This window comes from Azospirillum sp. UENF 312511 (genome assembly GCF_058780635.1).
In genome coordinates, this window is the sequence record NZ_JBSNCG010000003.1 from 2,347,090 (window position 1) to 2,363,650 (window position 16,561).

At 65.4% G+C, this 16,561-nt stretch carries 19 protein-coding genes and 1 pseudogene; all 20 read left to right on the forward strand.

Features of this window, described 5'->3' with window-relative positions; all coding sequences use genetic code 11:
- Positions 1-79 precede the first annotated feature (79 nt).
- Positions 80-4,249 carry a DNA-directed RNA polymerase subunit beta' gene (gene rpoC / locus ACWPN7_RS22450; RefSeq protein WP_149648476.1) on the forward strand — a complete coding sequence of 1,390 codons (4,170 nt, stop codon included), beginning with the start codon at positions 80-82 and terminating at the stop codon, positions 4,247-4,249.
- 126 nt (positions 4,250-4,375) lie between these two features.
- Complete coding sequence (locus ACWPN7_RS22455; protein ID WP_459198244.1) at positions 4,376-5,089, forward strand: DJ-1/PfpI family protein; 714 nt, start codon at positions 4,376-4,378, stop codon at positions 5,087-5,089.
- A 320-nt stretch (positions 5,090-5,409) separates the two neighbouring features.
- Positions 5,410-5,781 carry a 30S ribosomal protein S12 gene (gene rpsL / locus ACWPN7_RS22460; RefSeq protein ID WP_012973201.1) on the forward strand — a complete coding sequence of 124 codons (372 nt, stop codon included), beginning with the start codon at positions 5,410-5,412 and terminating at the stop codon, positions 5,779-5,781.
- Between the two features lie 12 nt (positions 5,782-5,793).
- Positions 5,794-6,264, forward strand: a complete 471-nt coding sequence (rpsG, locus tag ACWPN7_RS22465) for a 30S ribosomal protein S7 (protein WP_014241043.1) — start codon at positions 5,794-5,796, stop codon at positions 6,262-6,264.
- 26 nt (positions 6,265-6,290) lie between these two features.
- Positions 6,291-8,369, forward strand: coding sequence for an elongation factor G (fusA, locus tag ACWPN7_RS22470; protein ID WP_149648478.1), 2,079 nt, complete (start codon positions 6,291-6,293; stop codon positions 8,367-8,369).
- Positions 8,370-8,406: 37 nt separating this feature from the next.
- Positions 8,407-9,598 (forward strand): annotated as a pseudogene (gene tuf / locus ACWPN7_RS22475) (elongation factor Tu).
- A gap of 456 nt (positions 9,599-10,054) precedes the next feature.
- On the forward strand, positions 10,055-10,363 hold the full coding sequence (gene rpsJ / locus ACWPN7_RS22480) for a 30S ribosomal protein S10 (RefSeq protein WP_014241039.1): 309 nt from the start codon (positions 10,055-10,057) through the stop codon (positions 10,361-10,363).
- Positions 10,364-10,423: 60 nt separating this feature from the next.
- Positions 10,424-11,134, forward strand: a complete 711-nt coding sequence (gene rplC, locus ACWPN7_RS22485) for a 50S ribosomal protein L3 (protein WP_035675049.1) — start codon at positions 10,424-10,426, stop codon at positions 11,132-11,134.
- Between the two features lie 5 nt (positions 11,135-11,139).
- Complete coding sequence (gene rplD / locus ACWPN7_RS22490; protein WP_038530645.1) at positions 11,140-11,760, forward strand: 50S ribosomal protein L4; 621 nt, start codon at positions 11,140-11,142, stop codon at positions 11,758-11,760.
- A complete protein-coding gene (locus ACWPN7_RS22495; RefSeq protein ID WP_035675048.1) occupies positions 11,757-12,074 on the forward strand; it encodes a 50S ribosomal protein L23 in 318 nt (105 codons plus the stop codon). Before rplD ends, ACWPN7_RS22495 begins: the two co-directional genes overlap by 4 nt.
- Positions 12,075-12,090: 16 nt before the next feature.
- Positions 12,091-12,918 carry a 50S ribosomal protein L2 gene (gene rplB, locus ACWPN7_RS22500; protein WP_014241035.1) on the forward strand — a complete coding sequence of 276 codons (828 nt, stop codon included), beginning with the start codon at positions 12,091-12,093 and terminating at the stop codon, positions 12,916-12,918.
- 12 nt (positions 12,919-12,930) lie between these two features.
- Positions 12,931-13,209 (forward strand): 30S ribosomal protein S19, encoded by a 279-nt coding sequence (rpsS, locus tag ACWPN7_RS22505; protein ID WP_014241034.1) that lies wholly within the window; start codon positions 12,931-12,933, stop codon positions 13,207-13,209.
- Between the two features lie 3 nt (positions 13,210-13,212).
- Positions 13,213-13,608 carry a 50S ribosomal protein L22 gene (gene rplV, locus ACWPN7_RS22510; RefSeq protein WP_035675046.1) on the forward strand — a complete coding sequence of 132 codons (396 nt, stop codon included), beginning with the start codon at positions 13,213-13,215 and terminating at the stop codon, positions 13,606-13,608.
- Position 13,609: 1 nt separating this feature from the next.
- Positions 13,610-14,386, forward strand: a complete 777-nt coding sequence (gene rpsC / locus ACWPN7_RS22515) for a 30S ribosomal protein S3 (RefSeq protein ID WP_014241032.1) — start codon at positions 13,610-13,612, stop codon at positions 14,384-14,386.
- Between the two features lie 15 nt (positions 14,387-14,401).
- Positions 14,402-14,833, forward strand: a complete 432-nt coding sequence (rplP, locus tag ACWPN7_RS22520) for a 50S ribosomal protein L16 (protein WP_014241031.1) — start codon at positions 14,402-14,404, stop codon at positions 14,831-14,833.
- Complete coding sequence (gene rpmC / locus ACWPN7_RS22525) at positions 14,830-15,036, forward strand: 50S ribosomal protein L29 (protein WP_014241030.1); 207 nt, start codon at positions 14,830-14,832, stop codon at positions 15,034-15,036. Before rplP ends, rpmC begins: the two co-directional genes overlap by 4 nt.
- A 12-nt stretch (positions 15,037-15,048) precedes the next feature.
- Positions 15,049-15,303, forward strand: a complete 255-nt coding sequence (rpsQ, locus tag ACWPN7_RS22530; protein WP_014241029.1) for a 30S ribosomal protein S17 — start codon at positions 15,049-15,051, stop codon at positions 15,301-15,303.
- Positions 15,304-15,320: 17 nt separating this feature from the next.
- Positions 15,321-15,689 (forward strand): 50S ribosomal protein L14, encoded by a 369-nt coding sequence (gene rplN / locus ACWPN7_RS22535; RefSeq protein ID WP_012973215.1) that lies wholly within the window; start codon positions 15,321-15,323, stop codon positions 15,687-15,689.
- The gene (gene rplX / locus ACWPN7_RS22540; RefSeq protein ID WP_088123921.1) at positions 15,686-16,006 is read left to right on the forward strand and encodes a 50S ribosomal protein L24; all 321 of its coding nucleotides are present in this window, start codon (positions 15,686-15,688) and stop codon (positions 16,004-16,006) included. The genes rplN and rplX overlap by 4 nt, the downstream gene beginning before the upstream one ends.
- Before the next feature lie 11 nt (positions 16,007-16,017).
- Entirely contained in the window at positions 16,018-16,560 is a 543-nt protein-coding gene (gene rplE / locus ACWPN7_RS22545; RefSeq protein WP_035675042.1) for a 50S ribosomal protein L5, read from the forward strand.
- Position 16,561: the final 1 nt, after the last annotated feature.

Sequence of the window (16,561 nt, forward strand, 5' to 3'; positions counted from 1 at the left end):
CGGAGGAGGGGCCATGTTGGCCCCTTCCGGCGGGAACTGCCCTTAACCGACAACGCGGCGCTGCCAGCGGGAGACGGTCATGAACGAGTTGATGAACATTTTCGGCCAAGTCCAGGGTCCCCAGAGCTTCGATCAGATCCGCATCCAGATCGCGAGCCCCGAGCGCATCCGGTCCTGGTCGTTCGGCGAGATCAAGAAGCCGGAAACCATCAACTATCGCACTTTCAAGCCTGAGCGCGACGGCCTGTTCTGCGCCCGCATCTTCGGCCCGATCAAGGACTACGAGTGCTTGTGCGGCAAGTACAAGCGCATGAAGTACCGTGGCATCATCTGCGAGAAGTGCGGCGTCGAGGTGACGCTGTCGAAGGTCCGGCGCGAGCGCATGGGCCACATCGAGCTGGCCTCGCCGGTCGCCCACATCTGGTTCCTGAAGTCCCTGCCGAGCCGCATCGGTCTGCTGCTCGACATGACGCTGAAGGATCTGGAGCGCATCCTCTATTTCGAAAACTACGTCGTCATCGAGCCGGGCCTGACCCCGCTGAAGCTGCACCAGCTCCTCAGCGAGGAGGAGTTCGTCTCCGCCCAGGACGAGTACGGTGAGGACGCCTTCACCGCCTCGATCGGTGCCGAAGCGCTGCGCATCATGCTGTCGGCGCTCGACATGGAGGAGGAGAAGAAGACCTGCCGCGAGGAGCTGCGGGACACCTCGTCCGAGGCCAAGCGCAAGAAGCTCGTGAAGCGGCTGAAGCTGATCGACGCCTTCCTGTCGTCGCAGTCGCGTCCGGAATGGATGATCCTGGAAGTCATTCCGGTGATCCCGCCGGAGCTGCGTCCGCTCGTCCCGCTGGACGGCGGCCGCTTCGCGACGTCCGACCTGAACGACCTGTACCGCCGCGTCATCAACCGCAACAACCGTCTGAAGCGGCTGATCGAGCTGAAGGCGCCGGACATCATCGTCCGCAACGAGAAGCGCATGCTGCAGGAGGCCGTCGACGCGCTGTTCGACAACGGCCGCCGTGGCCGCGTCATCACCGGCGCCAACAAGCGTCCGCTGAAGTCGCTGTCCGACATGCTGAAGGGCAAGCAGGGCCGCTTCCGTCAGAACCTCCTCGGCAAGCGCGTCGACTACTCGGGCCGTTCGGTCATCGTGGTCGGTCCGGAGCTGAAGCTGCACCAGTGCGGCCTGCCGAAGAAGATGGCGCTGGAGCTGTTCAAGCCCTTCATCTACGCGAAGCTGGAGCTGTACGGCCTCGCCTCGACCATCAAGGCCGCCAAGAGGATGGTCGAGAAGGAGCGTCCCGAGGTGTGGGACATCCTCGAGGAGGTCATCCGCGAGCATCCGGTGATGCTGAACCGCGCGCCGACGCTTCACCGCCTGGGCATCCAGGCCTTCGAGCCGACGCTGATCGAAGGCAAGGCGATCCAGCTCCACCCGCTGGTCTGCACCGCCTTCAACGCGGACTTCGACGGCGACCAGATGGCCGTGCACGTCCCGCTGAGCCTCGAGGCCCAGCTGGAAGCGCGCGTCCTGATGATGTCGACCAACAACATCCTGTCGCCCGCCAACGGCAAGCCGATCATCGTGCCGTCGCAGGACATCGTGCTGGGTCTCTACTACATCACGATGGACCGGCCGGGCGAGAAGGGCGAGGGCATGACCTTCGCCAACGTCGGCGAGATCGAGCAGGCGCTGGACGCCAAGGTCGTGACGCTGCACGCCAAGGTGAAGGCGCGCTACAAGGGCGTGGACGAGAACGGCGACGAGAAGATCTCCATCGTGGAGACGACTCCGGGCCGCATGCTGCTGTCCGAGATCCTGCCGCGCAACCCGGCGGTGCCCTTCTCGCTGATCAACCGCCTGCTGACCAAGAAGGACGTCGGCAATGTCATCGACGCCGTCTACCGCCATTGCGGTCAGAAGGAGACGGTGATCTTCGCCGACCGCCTGATGAAGCTCGGCTTTGGCCACGCCTGCCGCGCCGGCATCTCCTTCGGCAAGGATGACATGGTCATCCCCGAGGCGAAGAAGAAGCTGGTCAACGACAGCAAGGAGCGGGTGAAGGAGTTCGAGCAGCAGTATCTCGACGGTCTGATCACCCAGGGCGAGAAGTACAACAAGGTCGTCGACGTCTGGTCGGAATGCACCGAGAAGGTGGCGACGGAGATGATGAAGGTCATCTCCGACACCAAGCCGGGCAAGCCGGTCAACTCGGTCTACATGATGGCCCACTCCGGCGCGCGTGGCTCGGCCGCCCAGATCCGCCAGCTGGCGGGCATGCGCGGCCTGATGGCCAAGCCGTCGGGCGAGATCATCGAGACGCCGATCATCTCGAACTTCAAGGAAGGCCTGACCGTGCTGGAGTACTTCAACTCCACCCACGGCGCCCGCAAGGGTCTGGCCGACACCGCCTTGAAGACGGCGAACTCCGGTTACCTGACCCGTCGTCTCGTCGACGTGGCCCAGGACGCCATCATCGTCGAGACGGATTGCGGCACCGACAAGGGCATCACCGTCAAGGCGGTGATCGACGGCGGCGAGGTCATCTCCCCGCTGGGCGACCGCATCCTCGGCCGGACGGTGGTCGGCGACCTGATCGACCCGCTGAACGGCGAGCTGATTGTGCCGAACGCCGGCCTGATCGACGAGCCCACGGTGGACCGCATCGAGCGCTCGGGCATCGACAGCGTCATGATCCGTTCGGTCCTGACCTGCGAGACCAAGGACGGCGTCTGCGCCAAGTGCTACGGCCGCGATCTGGCCCGCGGCACGCTGGTCAACGTCGGCGAGGCCGTCGGCGTCATCGCCGCCCAGTCGATCGGCGAGCCGGGCACGCAGCTCACCATGCGCACGTTCCACATCGGTGGCGCAGCGCAGCGCGGTGCGGAGCAGAGCCAGGTGGAGGCGGCGTTCGATGCCACGGTGCGGATCCACAACCGCAACGTCGTCATCAATTCCTCCAACATCCCGGTCGTCATGGGCCGCAGCACCGAAGTGATCCTGCTCGACGAGCAGGGCCGCGAACGGGCGCGTCACCGCGTTCCGTACGGTGCGAAGCTGCTGGCCGACGAGGGCGTGAAGGTCGAGCGCGGCCAGAAGCTGGCCGAGTGGGACCCCTACACCCTGCCGATCATCACCGAGCGCGAGGGTACCGCCCACTACGTCGACCTCGTGGAAGGCATCTCCATGCGCGAGGTGATGGACGAGGCGACCGGCATCTCGTCGAAGGTCGTGGTGGACTGGCGTCAGCAGCCGCGCGGTGCGGATCTGAAGCCGCGGATCACGCTGCGCGACGAGCGGGGCGAGATCATCACGCTGGCCAACGGTCTGGAGGCCCGCTACTTCATGTCGGTGGACGCCATTCTCTCGGTCGAGAACGGCGCCCACGTCAGGGCCGGCGACGTGCTGGCGCGTATCCCGCGCGAGTCGTCCAAGACCCGCGACATCACGGGCGGTCTGCCGCGCGTGGCTGAGCTGTTCGAGGCGCGCCGTCCGAAGGACTTCGCGATCATCTCGGACCTCGACGGCCGCGTGGAGTTCGGCAAAGACTACAAGACCAAGCGCCGCATCGTCGTCCGCAACGACGAGACGGGGGACGAGCGCGAGTACCTGATCCCGAAGGGCAAGCACATCTCCGTGCAGGAGGGTGACTATGTCCAGCGCGGCGACCTGCTGATGGACGGCAACCCGGTGCCGCACGACATCCTGTCGGTGATGGGCGTGGAGGCTCTGGCCAACTACCTCATCAACGAGATCCAGGACGTCTATCGACTGCAGGGCGTGAAGATCAACGACAAGCACATCGAGGTGATCGTTCGCCAGATGCTGCAGAAGGTCGAGATCACCGACGCCGGCGAGACCACCTTCCTGGTGGGCGAACAGGTCGACCGTCAGGAGTTCGACGAGGAGAACGAGAAGACCGTCGCCGAGGGGCTGAAGCCGGCCGCCGGCCATCCGGTCCTGCAGGGCATCACCAAGGCGTCGCTGCAGACCCGGTCCTTCATCTCCGCCGCGTCGTTCCAGGAAACCACCCGCGTCCTCACCGAGGCGGCGGTGTCGGGCAAGACCGACAACCTGGAAGGCCTGAAGGAGAACGTGATCGTCGGCCGCCTGATCCCGGCGGGCACCGGGTCCGTCGTCAACCGCCTGAAGCAGATCGCCGCCGAGCGGGATCGCGCCCTGGCGGAGGGCGAGGGCGAGGACGGCGAGGCTCCGGCCCTGCCGCATCCGGGCGAGAGCACCGCGGCCTGAGGTTACGGAACCTGAGGCTTCGGCGCATAGGGTAGGGCAGGGGGCGCGTTCCGCAGGGGACGCGCCCCTTTCTCATTCCGGCACGTGGGGTTAGCATCATCGCTCCCACGCATCGGAGCCTTCGCCATGACCGAGAACGCGCCAAGCTTCGGCCTGCTGCTGTTTCCCAACGTCACGCAGCTCGACCTCACCGGCCCCTACGAGGTGCTGGCCCGCGTGCCCGGCGCCAAGGTCCATCTGCTGTGGAAGACGCTCGATCCGGTGCGCTCCGACACCGGTCTGACGATCCTTCCGACGGCCACCCTGACCGAAGCTCCGCCGCTCGACCTTCTTCTCGTGCCCGGCGGGAGCGGAATCAACGCGCTGCTGACCGACGAGGAGGTGCTGACCTTCCTGGCGGAACGGGCGGCGGGCACCCGCTATCTGTCCGGGATCTGCACCGGCTCCCTGGTGCTCGGCGCCGCCGGGCTGCTGGAGGGGAGGCGGGCCGGCACGCATTGGGCCTCCCGCGACTTCCTTTCATCCTTCGGTGCCACGCCGGTGGCCGAGCGCGTGGTGGCGGACGACACGCTGTTCACCGGCGGCGGCGTAACCGCGGGAATCGACGTGGCGCTGCGGATCGTCGGCGAGCTGTTTGGCGCGGACGCCGCGAAGCGCATCCAACTCTCCATCGAATACGACCCGCAGCCGCCCTTCGACGCCGGCTCGCCGGACGGGGCGGGGGAGGTGGTGACGGCCGATCTCCTCGCGCGGATGCGTCCAATGCTTGAGGCGCGGGCCGCCGCGGTGGCGGCGGGTGCGGACGCGTTGCGCCGCCGCCGGTCCGCTCGCGCCGGCTGACGCGGAAACGTCGTCGAAGCGCACGAAGAACGGTCATCTGCGCGCTTGACGGGTCTCTGGCAGACCCATATAGTCCGCGAACTTCAAAAGGAGCCTCGGGAAGGTCTTTCGTCCATCCTGACCAGCATCCGGCTGAACCCAAGCGACATAGCTGAACGACCGGGTCCTTGTGGACCGTTCCGACGGCGATCGACCATTGGGCCCGCTCGAAGCCCCTCAGGCTTCGCAGGCGGGCTTTTGCATCGTCCGGCTATCGCCGGGCGATTTTCCAATCGGTCCGGCTCCGCCGGCCGAGTGACCTGAAGGGATGAAGGGCAGATATGCCGACGATCAACCAGTTGATCCGTAAGCCGCGCGAGCCCTTGGCCGCGCGCAATAAGGTTCCCGCGATGGAGGCGTGCCCGCAGAAGCGTGGCGTCTGCACCCGCGTCTACACGACCACGCCGAAGAAGCCGAACTCGGCTCTGCGTAAGGTCGCCCGCGTTCGCCTGACGAACGGCTTCGAAGTGACCTCCTACATCCCCGGTGAAGGCCATAACCTCCAGGAACACTCGGTGGTTATGATCCGCGGCGGCCGTGTGAAGGATCTTCCCGGCGTTCGCTACCACATCATCCGCGGCACGCTCGATACCCAGGGCGTGAAGGATCGTAAGCAGCGTCGTTCGAAGTACGGCGCGAAGCGTCCGAAGTAAGGAGTATTCACGATGTCCCGTCGTCGTCGCGCCGAGAAGCGTGAGGTCCTGCCGGACGCCAAGTATGGCGACCGCGTCCTGACCAAGTTCATGAACTGCCTGATGCTGGACGGCAAGAAGTCCGCCGCCGAGCGCATCGTCTACGGCGCCCTCAGCCGCATCGAGGCCAAGACCAAGAACGAGCCGGTTCAGGTCTTCCACGACGCCCTGCTGAACGTGAAGCCGCACCTCGAAGTGCGCTCGCGTCGCGTCGGTGGCGCCACCTACCAGGTTCCGGTCGAGGTCCGCACGGACCGCGCCCAGGCCCTGGCCATCCGTTGGCTCATCGGCGCCGCCCGCGCCCGCTCGGAAAACACCATGACCGAGCGTCTGTCGGGTGAGCTGCTGGATGCCGCCAACCAGCGTGGCACCGCCGTGAAGAAGCGCGAAGACACCCATCGTATGGCGGAAGCCAACAAGGCCTTCTCGCACTACCGCTGGTAAGGCACCCACCGGCCCAGGTGCTTGTCATGCCCCGTTCCCATCCCCTGAACCGTTACCGCAACATCGGCATCATGGCTCACATCGATGCCGGTAAGACCACGACCACCGAGCGGATTTTGTACTACACTGGAAAGTCGTACAAAATCGGCGAGGTGCACGAGGGCACCGCGGTGATGGATTGGATGGAGCAGGAACAGGAACGGGGCATCACCATCACCTCCGCGGCCACGACCTGCTTCTGGCGCGACCACCGCATCAACATCATCGACACGCCGGGTCACGTCGACTTCACCATTGAAGTCGAACGCAGCCTGCGCGTGCTCGACGGTGCCGTTGCGGTGTTCGATTCCGTTGCGGGGGTGGAGCCTCAGTCCGAGACCGTGTGGCGGCAGGCCGACAAGTACGGCGTGCCCCGCATGTGTTTCGTCAACAAGCTGGATCGCACCGGCGCGGACTTCTTCCGCTGCGTCGCCATGATGAAGGAACGGCTGGGCGCTTTCCCGCTCGTTCTCCAGCTTCCGATCGGGTCCGAGGCCAGCTTTGTCGGCGTCGTCGATCTGGTCGCCATGCGCGCCATCGTCTGGAAAGAAGAGACGCTGGGCGCCGAATTCTATTACACCGACATTCCGGACGCCCTGAGGGACGAAGCGGCGCGCCACCGCCAGGCGCTGCTCGACGCCGTCCTGGAACTCGACGACGCGGCCATGGAGGCCTATCTCGAGTCCGGTCAGGAGCCGTCCGAGGACACGCTCAGGGCCTGCATCCGCAAGGGCACCGTGGGTCTGCGCTTCGTGCCGGTCCTCTGCGGCTCCGCGTTCAAGAACAAGGGCATCCAGCCGATGCTGGACGCCGTGGTGGACTACCTGCCGGCTCCCGTGGACATCGGGGCAGTCCGGGGACACCGCGTCGGCAGCCCCGAGACGGACGAGCGCGCACCGGACGACGCCGCTCCCTTCTCGGCGCTCGCCTTCAAGATCATGAACGACCCCTTCGTCGGGTCGCTGACCTTCGTGCGCGTCTATTCCGGCACCGTCGCCTCCGGCACCGCCGTATTGAACCCCGGCAAGGACGAGAAGGAGCGCATCGGCCGCATGCTGCTGATGCACGCCAACAGCCGGGAGGAGATCGACGAGGCTTACGCCGGCGACATCGTCGCCTTCACCGCGCTGAAGAGCACGACGACCGGCGATACGCTGTGCGATCCCGCCAAGCCCATCGTCCTGGAACGGATGGAGTTTCCGGAACCGGTCATCGAGGTGGCCGTCGAGCCGAAGTCCAAGGCCGACCAGGAAAAGATGAGCATGGCGCTGTCCCGCCTCGCCCAGGAGGACCCGTCCTTCCGCGTGGCCGTCGACCATGAAAGCGGTCAGACGATCATCAAGGGTATGGGCGAACTGCATCTGGAAATCATCGTCGACCGCATGAAGCGCGAGTTCAAGGTGGATGCGAACGTCGGCGCGCCCCAGGTGGCGTACCGCGAGACCATCACCAGGACCGCCGAGATCGACTACACCCACAAGAAGCAGACCGGCGGCACCGGCCAGTTCGCCCGCGTGACGCTGGTCTTCGAGCCGCAGCCCGCCGGCAGCGGCTTCGTCTTCCAGAACAAGGTCGTCGGCGGCGCCGTGCCCAAGGAGTTCATTCCCGGCGTGCAGAAGGGGCTGGACGCCTCGCTGCACAGCGGGGTGGTCGCCGGCTTCCCGGTGATCGACCTCAAGGTGGCGCTGGTCGACGGCGCCTTCCACGACGTCGACTCCTCGGTGCTGGCCTTCGAGATCGCGACCCGCGCGGCCTTCCGCGAAGGCATGCAGAAGGCCGGTCCGATGCTTCTGGAGCCGATCATGAGGGTTGAGGTGGTGACGCCCGAAGACTACATGGGCGACATCATCGGGGACCTGAACAGCCGCCGTGGACAGATCACCGCCATGGACCAGCGGGGCAACGCCCGTTCGATCCTGGCGATGGTTCCGCTGGCGTCGATGTTTGGTTATGTGAACACCCTACGCTCGATGAGTCAGGGGCGCGCGCAGTACACGATGCAGTTCGACCACCACGAGCCGGTGCCGCAGACGATTGCGGAGACCATCCGCGCCAGGATGGCCTGAAACCGCTGGAACGACAAAGAGACGGAGAGCACACACCATGGCGAAGGCAAAGTTCGAGCGGAACAAGCCGCACTGCAACATCGGCACGATCGGCCACGTCGACCACGGCAAGACGTCGCTGACGGCGGCGATCACGAAGGTGCTGGCCGAGAGCGGCGGCGCGACCTTCACCGCCTACGACCAGATCGACAAGGCGCCGGAAGAGAAGGCGCGCGGCATCACGATCTCGACCGCCCACGTCGAGTACGAGACGACCAACCGCCACTACGCCCACGTCGATTGCCCGGGCCACGCTGACTATGTGAAGAACATGATCACGGGCGCCGCGCAGATGGACGGCGCGATCCTGGTCGTGTCGGCCGCCGACGGCCCGATGCCGCAGACCCGCGAGCACATCCTGCTGGCCCGCCAGGTCGGCGTGCCGGCGCTGGTGGTGTTCATGAACAAGGTCGACATGGTCGACGATCCGGAGCTGCTCGAGCTGGTCGAGATGGAGGTGCGCGAGCTGCTGTCCTCCTACCAGTTCCCGGGCGACGACATTCCGATCGTCAAGGGCTCGGCGCTGTGCGCGCTGGAGGACCGTTCGCCGGAGATCGGCCGTGACGCGATCCTCAAGCTGATGGCCGAGGTCGACCAGTACATCCCGCAGCCGGAGCGTCCGAAGGACCGTCCGTTCCTGATGCCGATCGAGGACGTGTTCTCGATCTCGGGCCGCGGCACCGTGGTGACCGGCCGCGTCGAGCGCGGCATCGTCAAGGTCGGCGAGGAAGTCGAGATCGTCGGTCTGAAGACCACGGTCAAGACCACCGTGACCGGCGTCGAGATGTTCCGCAAGCTGCTCGAACTCGGGTGAGGCCGGCGACAACATCGGCGCGCTGCTGCGCGGCACGAAGCGTGAGGACGTCGAGCGCGGCCAGGTTCTGGCCAAGCCGGGCAGCATCACGCCGCACACCACCTTCAAGGCCGAGGCCTACATCCTGACGAAGGAAGAGGGTGGCCGTCACACGCCGTTCTTCACCAACTACCGTCCGCAGTTCTACTTCCGCACGACCGACGTGACGGGCATGGTGAAGCTGCCGGAAGGCACCGAGATGGTGATGCCGGGCGACAACATCTCCATGGAAGTCGAGCTGATCGCTCCGATCGCCATGGACGAGGGCCTGCGCTTCGCCATCCGCGAGGGTGGCCGCACCGTCGGCGCCGGCGTCGTCGCCTCGATCATCAAGTAAGGTCGTCTTTTGCGAAGGGGGGCCGACCTGCGGGTCGGCCCCCTTTTGCATAGCCGATCCGCGAAAATGCGGCGTGACGCGCCGAACCGGTCCGATCCCGTCATCCTCCTGTCACAAGGGGGAAAATGTGGGTTGACACCGGGGCGCCTAGGGCATACACGTTACGCCCTCTGGAATTTGGGTTGGTAGTAGGCACGTCCGGCCTAGACGCAGCCCGATCACGAACGGCACCGCAAGCTCCACTTGCACCGGTTGCTGCCAGGAACATCCATCCGCATTGCGATGCGGGGGATGTTCTTTTTCGTATCGGCCGTCAGATCGGACAGACGAACCGCCGCCCACCGCTTCGGTGAGCCGGCGCAGGTTCGCCTGCCGCCGCGGGTCCCCGGGGGACAGATTTTGGGGTGCCGGTGGCGCGTTCGCGTCACCGAAACGAGGTGCAAGGGACGTTTGGACATGGACAGCCAGAACATCCGCATCCGCTTGAAGGCGTTCGATCATCGCGTGCTCGACCAGTCGACCAGCGAGATCGTCAACACCGCCAAGCGGACCGGTGCTCGGGTGCGGGGCCCGATCCCGCTGCCGACGCAGATCGAGAAGTTTACGGTGAACCGCTCGCCGCACGTCGACAAGAAGTCGCGCGAGCAGTTCGAAATCCGCACCCACAAGCGTCTGCTCGACATCGTCGATCCGACGCCGCAGACGGTGGACGCGCTGATGAAGCTCGACCTCGCTGCCGGTGTGGACGTCGAGATCAAGCTCTAATTCGTTGCTGTTGAGGGACCTCTCCCTCTGAGGATGTCCCTGGTCAGGAGATAAAGAACAATGCGATCCGGTTTGATCGCGCAGAAAGTCGGCATGACCCGCGTCTTCACGGACGACGGGCAGCACGTGCCGGTGACTGTGCTGAAAGTCGACAGCTGCCAGGTCGTCGCCGTCCGCACCGAGGACAAGGATGGCTACACCGCCGTCCAGCTCGGCGCAGGCGCCATCAAGGTGAAGAACGTCACGAAGCCGCAGCGCGGGCATTTCGCCAAGGCGCGCGTCGAGCCCAAGCGCAAGCTGGTCGAGTTCCGCGTCGATGCCGACGCGCTGATCGAGGTCGGCGCCGAGCTCTCGGCTGCGCATTTCCTCCCGGGCCAGTTCGTCGACGTCACCGGCACTTCCATCGGTAAGGGCTTCGCCGGTCCGATGAAGCGCTGGAACTTCGGTGGTCTGCGCGCGACGCACGGCGTGTCGGTGTCGCACCGCTCGCACGGTTCGACGGGTAACCGCCAGGACCCCGGCAAGGTCTTCAAGAACAAGAAGATGGCCGGTCATCTCGGCGACGAGAAGGTCACGGTTCTGAACCTGAAGGTCGTGTCGGTCGATGAGGACCGCGGTCTGATCTTCCTCAAGGGTGCCGTTCCGGGCGCCGAGGGAGCTTGGCTCCGCATCCGCGACGCGGTGAAGAAGAAGGCTCCGGAAGGTCTGCCGTTCCCCGCCGGGATCAAGGCTGCGCCGGCCGCTGAAGCCGCCGCCGAGCCGCAGGAGTGATGGCCATGAAGGCGACCATTAAGAACCTGAACAACGAGACCGTCGGCGAGATCGAGCTGGCTGACGAGGTCTTCGGCCTTCCGTCCCGCACGGACATCCTCGCCCGTATGGTCAACTGGCAGCTGGCCAAGCGCCGCGCCGGTACGCACAAGACCAAGACGATCAGCGAGATCTCCGGCACCGGCAAGAAGCCGTACCGCCAGAAGGGCACCGGCCGCGCCCGTCAGGGCTCCATGCGCTCCGCCCAGTTCCGTGGCGGTGCGACCATCTTCGGCCCGGTCGTCCGCTCGCACGAGCACGACCTGACCAAGAAGGTCCGCAAGCTGGCCCTGAAGACCGCGCTGTCCACCAAAGCCGCGGAAGGCAAGCTCCTGGTCCTCGACGCCGCTTCGGCCGAGAGCCACAAGACCAAGGAACTGGCTGTCCGTCTCGCCTCGCTCGGCCTGACCTCGGCTCTGATCATCGATGGCGCCAACCTGAACGAGAACTTCGCTCGGGCCTCGCGCAACATCCCGCTGATCGACGTGCTGCCGGAGCAGGGCGCCAACGTCTACGACATTCTTCGCCGCGATACGCTGGTCCTGACCCGCAACGCGGTCGAGCAGCTGGAGGCTCGCCTGAAATGAGCAAGCAGTCGAAACCTGCGGTGAGCCAGGAGCGGATGTACGACCTCATCCTGGCTCCGGTGATCACCGAGAAGTCGACGATGGCGTCGGAGCACAATCAGGTGACGTTCCGCGTGCCGCTGTCGGCGACCAAGCCGGAGATCAAGTCGGCGGTCGAGGGGCTGTTCAACGTGAAGGTGACGGCGGTCAACACCCTGGTTACCAAGGGCAAGACCAAGCGCTTCCGCGGCACCATCGGCCGTCGCTCGGACTTCAAGAAGGCCGTCGTGACCCTCGCCGAGGGGAACAAGATCGACGTGACCACGGGCATCTGAGCGGGAGTGTGATCCGATGGCTCTGAAGCAATATCGCCCAATTACGCCGTCGCTCCGCCAGCTGGTCATCGTCGACCGCTCGGAGCTGTGGAAGGGCAAGCCGGTCAAGACCCTCACCGAGGGCCTGACCAAGTCCGGCGGCCGCAACAACACCGGCCGCATCACCGCGCGCCGGATGGGTGGCGGTCACAAGCGCGTCTACCGTCTGGTGGACTTCAAGCGCCGCAAGTTCAACGTCCCGGCGACCGTCGAGCGCCTGGAGTACGATCCGAACCGCACGGCCTTCATCGCCCTCATCAAGTATGAGGACGGCACCATGTCCTACATTCTGGCGCCGCAGCGCCTGAAGGTGGGCGACACGGTGATCGCCGGCGAGAAGGTGGATGTGAAGCCCGGCAACGCCATGCCGCTGAAGAACATCCCGGTCGGTTCGGTGCTGCACAACGTCGAGCTGAAGCCCGGCAAGGGGGGTCAGCTGGCCCGTTCGGCTGGCACCTACCTGCAGCTGGTCGGTCGCGACGGTGGCTACGCCCAGCTGAAGCTGCCCTCGGGCGAGCTTCGCGTGGTCCGTGGCGACTGCATGGCCACCCTGGGCGCCGTGTCGAACCCGGACAACATGAACACCAACAAGGGCAAGGCCGGTCGCAGCCGTTGGCTGGGCATCCGTCCGTCCGTCCGTGGTGTCGCCATGAACCCGATCGACCACCCGCACGGTGGTGGTGAAGGCCGCACCTCGGGTGGCCGTCATCCGGTCACGCCGTGGGGCAAGCCGACCAAGGGCAAGAAGACTCGTCACAACAAGAAGACGGATGGCCTGATCCTGCGCCGCCGTCATTCGAAGTAAGGAGGGCGGACGATGGCACGCTCCGTTTGGAAGGGCCCGTTCGTCGACGGCTACCTGCTCAAGAAGGCGGACAAGTCGCGGGCCTCGGGCCGCAACGAGATCATCAAGATCTGGTCGCGTCGCTCGACGATCCTGCCGCAGTTCGTGGGTCTCACGTTCGGCGTGTACAATGGCCACAAGTTCCTGCCGGTTCTGGTGACCGAGAACATGATCGGCCACAAGTTCGGTGAGTTCGCTCCGACGCGCACCTTCTATGGGCACGCGGCGGACAAGAAGGCGAAGAGGAAGTAAGCCATGGGCAAGCCCTCCAACCCCAGCCGTATCGCGGAGAACGAGGCCATCGCCTCCAATCCGATGATCCGCACCAGCCCGCGCAAGCTGAACCTCGTCGCCCAGCTCATCCGGAACAAGGATGCCAGCAGCGCCGTGGCCGAGCTGACCTTCTCCAAGCGCCGCATCGCCGGCGAGGTGAAGAAGGTCCTCCAGGCCGCGATCGCCAACGCCGAGAACAACCATCAGCTCGATGTGGACCGCCTGTACGTCTCCTCGGCGACGGTCGGCCGCGCCCTGGTGATGAAGCGTTTCCACGCCCGTGCCCGTGGGCGCGGCGCGCGGGTCGAGAAGCTGTTCTCCAACCTGACGATCATCGTGCGTGAGCGCGAAGCCGCCGCTGCCGAAGGGGCCGAGTAAGATGGGTCAGAAAGTCAATCCGATCGGGCTGCGCCTCGGCATCAACCGGACCTGGGACAGCCGGTGGTTCGCCAAGCGCGACTACGCCAACCTGCTGCACCAGGACCTGAAGCTCCGCGGCTACCTGCAGGGTCGCCTGCAGCAGGCCGGCTGCTCGCGCGTCATCATCGAGCGTCCGGCCAAGAAGGCCCGCGTCACCATCCACTCGGCCCGTCCGGGCGTGGTGATCGGCAAGAAGGGCGCGGACATCGAGAAGCTGCGCACCGAGCTGTCGAAGATGGCCGGCGGCGAGGTGAGCCTGAACATCATCGAGATCCGCAAGCCGGAGATCGATGCCAAGCTCATCGCCGAGAACATCTCCAACCAGCTCGAGCGCCGTGTGGCCTTCCGCCGCGCCATGAAGCGCGCGGTCCAGTCGGCCATGCGTCTGGGCGCCCAGGGCATCCGGATCAACTGCTCCGGCCGTCTCGGCGGCGCCGAGATCGCCCGCCTGGAGTGGTACCGCGAGGGCCGCGTTCCGCTGCACACCCTGCGTGCGGACATCGACTACGGCACCGCGACCGCGAAGACCACCTACGGCACCTGCGGTGTCAAGGTGTGGGTCTTCAAGGGCGAGATCATGGCGCACGACCCGATGGCGCAGGACAAGCGCATGGGCACCGAGCCGGTGTCGACCGATGGCGAGCCGCGGCGCGAGCGTCGCGAGCGTGGTGACCGTGAGGAGCGTGGGGGCCGTGGTCGCGGCGACCGTGACCGCTCCGAGCGGGCTGACCGCTAGTAAGGGGCACGAGCGATGCTTTCTCCGAAGCGTACCAAGTACCGCAAGGCCCACAAGGGCCGCATCCACGGCAACGCGAAGGGCGGCACCCAGCTGAACTTCGGCTCCTTCGGCCTCAAGGCCCTGGAGCCGGAGCGCATCACGGCCCGCCAGATCGAGGCGGCCCGCCGCGCGATCACCCGCGCCATGAAGCGTCAGGGCCGCGTGTGGATCCGCGTGTTCCCGGACCTGCCGGTCTCCACCAAGCCCGCCGAAGTCCGCATGGGTTCCGGTAAGGGCACGCCCGAGTACTGGGCGGCCCGCGTTCATCCCGGCCGCATCCTGTTTGAGCTGGACGGCGTGCCCGCGGATGTGGCAAAGCAGGCGTTCGCCCTGGCGGCCGCCAAGCTGCCGATCAAGACCAAGCTGGTGACCCGCCTCGGCGGCGGTGAGGAGGTGGCGGCATGAAGTCCGTCGACGTTCGTGCGAAGAGCACCGAGGAGCTGAACGATCAGCTCCTCCAGCTCAAAAAGGAACAGTTCAACCTGCGTTTCCAGCGGGCTTCCGGCCAGCTGGAGAACACCGCGCGGGTGCGAGTGGTGCGTCGCGACATCGCGCGCATCAAGACGATCCTCGGCGAGCGTTCGCGCTCGGCCGAAGCCGGCAAGTAAGGAGGGCTACCTATGCCTCGCCGCGTTCTGCAGGGCACGGTGGTCAGCGACAAGGGCGACAAGACGGTTATCGTCCTGGTCGAGCGCCGCGTCATGCACCCCGTGTACAAGAAGTTCATTCGTCAGTCGAAGAAGTACGCCGCCCACGACGAGGGCAACCAGTTCAAGGTCGGCGATACCGTTTCGATCATCGAATGCCGCCCGATCTCCAAGCGCAAGCGCTGGACGGTCGTGCTTGAGTCCGCCGCCGTTAGCGGCGCCGCGTAAACGGAAGGGTACAAACCATGATCCAGATGCAAACCAACCTGGAAGTCGCCGACAATAGCGGGGCGCGCCGGGTGCAGTGCATCAAGGTGCTTGGCGGGTCCAAGCGGAAGGTGGCCACCGTCGGCGACGTCATCGTCGTCTCGGTCAAGGAGGCCATTCCGAAGGGTCGCGTCAAGAAGGGCGACGTGCATCGCGCCGTCATCGTCCGCACCGCGAAGGAACTGCGCCGGGAGGACGGATCCGCGATCCGTTTCGACCGCAATGCCGCCGTGCTGATCAACAAGCAGGGCGAGCCGATCGGCACGCGTATCTTCGGGCCGGTCACTCGTGAGCTTCGCGGCAAGAAGTTCATGAAGATCATCTCGCTGGCGCCGGAGGTGCTGTGATGGCCGCGAAGATCAAGACCAAGGACAAGGTCGTCATCCTTGCCGGCAAGGACAAGGGCAAGACCGGTGAGGTCCTCAAGGTCATCCCGGCGGAAAACCGTGTCGTCGTGCAGGGCGTGAACGTGGTGAAGAAGCACCAGCGTCCGAGCGCCACCTCGCAGGGCGGCATTGTTGAGTTCGAGGCGCCCATCAACGTCTCGAACGTTGCTCATGTCGACCCCAAGGACGGCAAGCCGACCCGCGTCGGTTTCAAGGTCCTTGAGGATGGCCGCAAGGTGCGTGTCGCCAAGCGGTCCGGCGAAGTCATCGACGTGTGAGGACCGGACCAATGGCTGCACGTTTGAAGGAAGTGTACGACTCCAAGATCCGCGCCGCGCTCAAGGCTGAGTTCGGCTACGCGAACGACATGGAAGTTCCGCGGATCGAGAAGATCGTCATCAACATGGGTGTCGGCGAGGCTGTCGGCGACTCCAAGAAGATCCAGAATGCGGTGAGCGAACTGACGGCGATCAGCGGCCAGAAGCCGATCGTCACGAAGTCCCGCAAGTCGATCGCGCAGTTCAAGCTGCGTGAGGGCATGGCGATCGGGTGCAAGGTCACGCTCCGCCGTGAGCGGATGTACGAGTTCCTGGATCGCCTGGTCACGATCGCGTTGCCGCGTGTCCGCGACTTCCGCGGCATCCCCGGCAACAGCTTCGACGGCCGTGGCAACTATGCCATGGGCGTGAAGGAGCAGATCATTTTCCCGGAGATCGACTACGACAAGATCGATCAGATCCGCGGCATGGACATCATTTTCGTCACCTCGGCGAAGACCGACAAGGAGGCCAAGGCTCTCCTGAAGGCCTTCGACATGCCGTTTGTGGCCTGAT

What these genes read in the sequence shown, in the direction of transcription:
- rplB (WP_014241035.1), top strand. Translation starts at nt 12,091, where the DNA reads ATGGCTCTGAAGCAATATCGCCCAATTACGCCGTCGCTCCGCCAGCTG.
- rpmC (WP_014241030.1), top strand. Translation starts at nt 14,830, where the DNA reads ATGAAGTCCGTCGACGTTCGTGCGAAGAGCACCGAGGAGCTGAACGAT.
- rpsS (WP_014241034.1), top strand. Translation starts at nt 12,931, where the DNA reads ATGGCACGCTCCGTTTGGAAGGGCCCGTTCGTCGACGGCTACCTGCTC.
- rplE (WP_035675042.1), top strand. Translation starts at nt 16,018, where the DNA reads ATGGCTGCACGTTTGAAGGAAGTGTACGACTCCAAGATCCGCGCCGCG.
- ACWPN7_RS22455 (WP_459198244.1), top strand. Translation starts at nt 4,376, where the DNA reads ATGACCGAGAACGCGCCAAGCTTCGGCCTGCTGCTGTTTCCCAACGTC.
- rplV (WP_035675046.1), top strand. Translation starts at nt 13,213, where the DNA reads ATGGGCAAGCCCTCCAACCCCAGCCGTATCGCGGAGAACGAGGCCATC.
- rpsG (WP_014241043.1), top strand. Translation starts at nt 5,794, where the DNA reads ATGTCCCGTCGTCGTCGCGCCGAGAAGCGTGAGGTCCTGCCGGACGCC.
- rplC (WP_035675049.1), top strand. Translation starts at nt 10,424, where the DNA reads ATGCGATCCGGTTTGATCGCGCAGAAAGTCGGCATGACCCGCGTCTTC.
- rpsJ (WP_014241039.1), top strand. Translation starts at nt 10,055, where the DNA reads ATGGACAGCCAGAACATCCGCATCCGCTTGAAGGCGTTCGATCATCGC.
- rpsQ (WP_014241029.1), top strand. Translation starts at nt 15,049, where the DNA reads ATGCCTCGCCGCGTTCTGCAGGGCACGGTGGTCAGCGACAAGGGCGAC.
- rplD (WP_038530645.1), top strand. Translation starts at nt 11,140, where the DNA reads ATGAAGGCGACCATTAAGAACCTGAACAACGAGACCGTCGGCGAGATC.
- fusA (WP_149648478.1), top strand. Translation starts at nt 6,291, where the DNA reads ATGCCCCGTTCCCATCCCCTGAACCGTTACCGCAACATCGGCATCATG.
- rplP (WP_014241031.1), top strand. Translation starts at nt 14,402, where the DNA reads ATGCTTTCTCCGAAGCGTACCAAGTACCGCAAGGCCCACAAGGGCCGC.
- rpsC (WP_014241032.1), top strand. Translation starts at nt 13,610, where the DNA reads ATGGGTCAGAAAGTCAATCCGATCGGGCTGCGCCTCGGCATCAACCGG.
- ACWPN7_RS22495 (WP_035675048.1), top strand. Translation starts at nt 11,757, where the DNA reads ATGAGCAAGCAGTCGAAACCTGCGGTGAGCCAGGAGCGGATGTACGAC.
- rpoC (WP_149648476.1), top strand. Translation starts at nt 80, where the DNA reads ATGAACGAGTTGATGAACATTTTCGGCCAAGTCCAGGGTCCCCAGAGC.
- rpsL (WP_012973201.1), top strand. Translation starts at nt 5,410, where the DNA reads ATGCCGACGATCAACCAGTTGATCCGTAAGCCGCGCGAGCCCTTGGCC.
- rplN (WP_012973215.1), top strand. Translation starts at nt 15,321, where the DNA reads ATGATCCAGATGCAAACCAACCTGGAAGTCGCCGACAATAGCGGGGCG.